This is a genomic window from Actinokineospora sp. NPDC051303 (genome assembly GCF_055586285.1).
In genome coordinates this window covers 1-2,410 of sequence record NZ_JBVJIN010000109.1, presented here as the reverse complement: position 1 = coordinate 2,410, position 2,410 = coordinate 1, and the positions used below count along the sequence as shown (strand labels likewise).

Genomic DNA, 2,410 nt, shown 5'->3' with positions numbered 1-2,410 from the left:
CGGTGGTCTCGTGGGTGAGGCAGACGAACTGGGCTCGCGGGTTGCCGGTGAGGTGGACCAGGTCGCAGCCCCTGCTGCGGAGGACGGCGCGGATGGTTCCCTCGCGGAGGCCGTCGGCTTGGTCGCCGTAGAGGATCGCGCCGAGCAGCGCGATCACATCCGCGCCGGGGTGGTCCGGGGTGGGGGTGTCGTGCCCGTCCAGCTCGAACAGGCGTTCTCCGGGGTGGGTGGAGATCTCGGTGATGGTGACGCCGTTGACGGTGGCCGCGAGCGGGACGGCCTGGAGAGCTCGCACGAGTCGCCGGGCGTCGCTCTCGGAGGTGGCGGCGGATCGCGGAACGCGGGCCACCGCGCGGAGGTCGACGTCGAAGGCCCACCCGTCACCGGTCTCGGCGTCGGGCCCATCGGGGGAACTGGTGGTCGTCATGGTGGCTCCGTGTTCTGGACGTGAGCGGCCACGGGTTCTTTGCCCCGCGCCTGGTTGGGTTGGCGCAGGGCGGGAACCGTGTGGCGGCTGTGGGTTGTGTCAGTGGCCGTCCTGCGTGGTGGGCGGCGTGAGGTGGTCGGGCAGTTCGGCCCAGCGTGAGCCGGTGCCGCGCAAGGACAGCCCGGCCCCGGGTCCTGTCCCGGTGGTGGGGATCTGGTGCAAGGAGGTGACGCCCCTGGGGGTGTCGGTGTAGGCCGGGAGCAGCATGTAGCCGGGCACCTGTTTGTGTCCGTAGTGGATCGTGGTCGTCGTTTCGGCCGGGAGCCCGCTCAAGATCCGGGCGCGCAGCGTGTGTGACCAGGAGCGGGCTTCGGTGGTGTGCCAGTCGGCGGTGTGGCGGGAGCGGTCGTCGTAGCAGTCGAGCAGGCACAGGACCGCGACCGGGTGGAACATTCGTTCGGCCAGGTCCACCGCGCCCTCCCACGAACCTGTGGCGTGGATGCTGCGGTGGTGTTGGTCCAGGAGCATCCGGGCGACCGGGACCATGCCCGCCGCGGTGGTGATCAGCCCGGTGTGCAGGCCCGCGTTGGCCAGTCCGGCGATGTGCGCGCGGTGCAACCGCAACGAACTCATGGATTAAGCCCCTTCCATCGAGTGAGGATCGAACCGGGCGAACCTGCTCGATCACGATCAGGTTCGCGGCCGGTGATCATGGACAGCGCGGGGTCACCGGTCTTGCGGGTCGGCGTCCGCATGGTCGGAGCCGTCGACTCGGGTGTCGGCGAAGACCGCGAGGCCGACAGGTTCGTCTGGTTGGTAGATGCGCAGGTCCGTCTCGCCCCGGTTGCGCGCGTCGATGTCCGGGTCGTCCGGGCGTGGGGTGTGGACCTCGGCGATGACCGTGCCGTCGGGGTACTGGGTGACGGTGAGGATGTGTTGTCCGTCGGCGGTGCTCATGCCTGCTGCCAGTAGGCGGGCGGGCAGCCGGTAGAACCTCACCGGGGACTCGCCTGCCGGGTTGTTTTCGGTTGGGTTGTCGGGTTGTGGGGTCATGGCAGGTGTCCGGTGATGGGTTCGCCGCCGGTGAGGTGCGGTAGGTGTTGTTCGCGGAACCGTGCCCAGTCGCGTTCGGCGTTGGCGCGGGCCGCGGCCTGCCCTTGGCGGGAGGCGGTGTTGGTGGTGGTGTGGTTGAGGCGTTGGCGGACCAGCCAGGTCACCGCCTGCACCTGGTGGGCAGCCAGCGGCGTGGGTTCGGTGTGGGTGATCAGGTGCGCGGCGTGGTGGTAGAGCGCGGCCACGTGGTCGTAGTGCCGCTGGCCGACCGTCCCGGTGACCCGGGTTCGGCCGCGCAGCGGGGAGGTGTTGTACGCGGCGGCGGTCAGCCCTTGCCCGCAGGCCACCGAGAGGGCGTGGCGGTCGACCACGACCAGCGGTGTGGCGGGGTCGAGATCTCCGCCGTGTTCGATGAGGTGGGCGAACGCGCGGACTTTCGGGCCGGTCAGGACCTGGGTGTGGTGCTCGCCCGCGAGCAACCGGTCGGCGGCGTGGCGCTGGGTGGAGGTGGCGAGCAGCCCACACGAGGGCCCGCCGATGCCGTGTCCTGTGTGGATCACGCGGGCGGCGGTGAGCAGGTTGGTCAGCCACTGTTGCTGTGGCGAGTACAGGGCGATCATGCCCGCGCCGAGCGCGACGTCCCCGTGGGCGATGCCCCTGGCGATCCGGTGGGCGTCGGCGTACCAGCGGATGCCGTGGTCGCGTTCCCGCCTGGTGGCCTGTTCCCAGTGCCACAGGATGTTCTCGTGCTTCACCGGGTGCGCGCGGAACCAGGGGTGGTCGGACGGGCGGGCCGACGTCCGCGTGGTGCCGCTCATGAGCGGTGCCCGAAGTGGGTGAGGTCGGCTGGGACCCAGCAGACACAGGACCCGTAGTGCTCTCCGCAGTCGTCGCAGGTGCCGCAGGCCGTGCACATCCGGGTGACCGGGT

General features: G+C 70.6%; 4 protein-coding genes. All 4 read right to left on the bottom strand.

The window, feature by feature from the left end; translation table 11 throughout:
- Window positions 1–427: hypothetical protein (locus ACZ6SD_RS32880; RefSeq protein WP_465320929.1), on the bottom strand; the 427-nt coding region annotated here is incomplete at its 3' end.
- A 99-nt stretch (window positions 428–526) separates the two neighbouring features.
- Complete coding sequence (locus tag ACZ6SD_RS32875; protein ID WP_465320928.1) at window positions 527–1,060, bottom strand: hypothetical protein; 534 nt, start codon at window positions 1,058–1,060, stop codon at window positions 527–529.
- 93 nt (window positions 1,061–1,153) lie between these two features.
- Window positions 1,154–1,480, bottom strand: a complete 327-nt coding sequence (locus ACZ6SD_RS32870; RefSeq protein ID WP_465320927.1) for a hypothetical protein — start codon at window positions 1,478–1,480, stop codon at window positions 1,154–1,156.
- Window positions 1,477–2,298, bottom strand: a complete 822-nt coding sequence (locus ACZ6SD_RS32865) for a DUF7178 family protein (RefSeq protein WP_465320926.1) — start codon at window positions 2,296–2,298, stop codon at window positions 1,477–1,479. Before ACZ6SD_RS32865 ends, ACZ6SD_RS32870 begins: the two co-directional genes overlap by 4 nt.
- Window positions 2,299–2,410: the final 112 nt, after the last annotated feature.

Coding starts and splice junctions, on each gene's coding strand:
- ACZ6SD_RS32865 (WP_465320926.1), bottom strand. CDS start 2,298: ATGAGCGGCACCACGCGGACGTCGGCCCGCCCGTCCGACCACCCCTGG.
- ACZ6SD_RS32875 (WP_465320928.1), bottom strand. CDS start 1,060: ATGAGTTCGTTGCGGTTGCACCGCGCGCACATCGCCGGACTGGCCAAC.
- ACZ6SD_RS32870 (WP_465320927.1), bottom strand. CDS start 1,480: ATGACCCCACAACCCGACAACCCAACCGAAAACAACCCGGCAGGCGAG.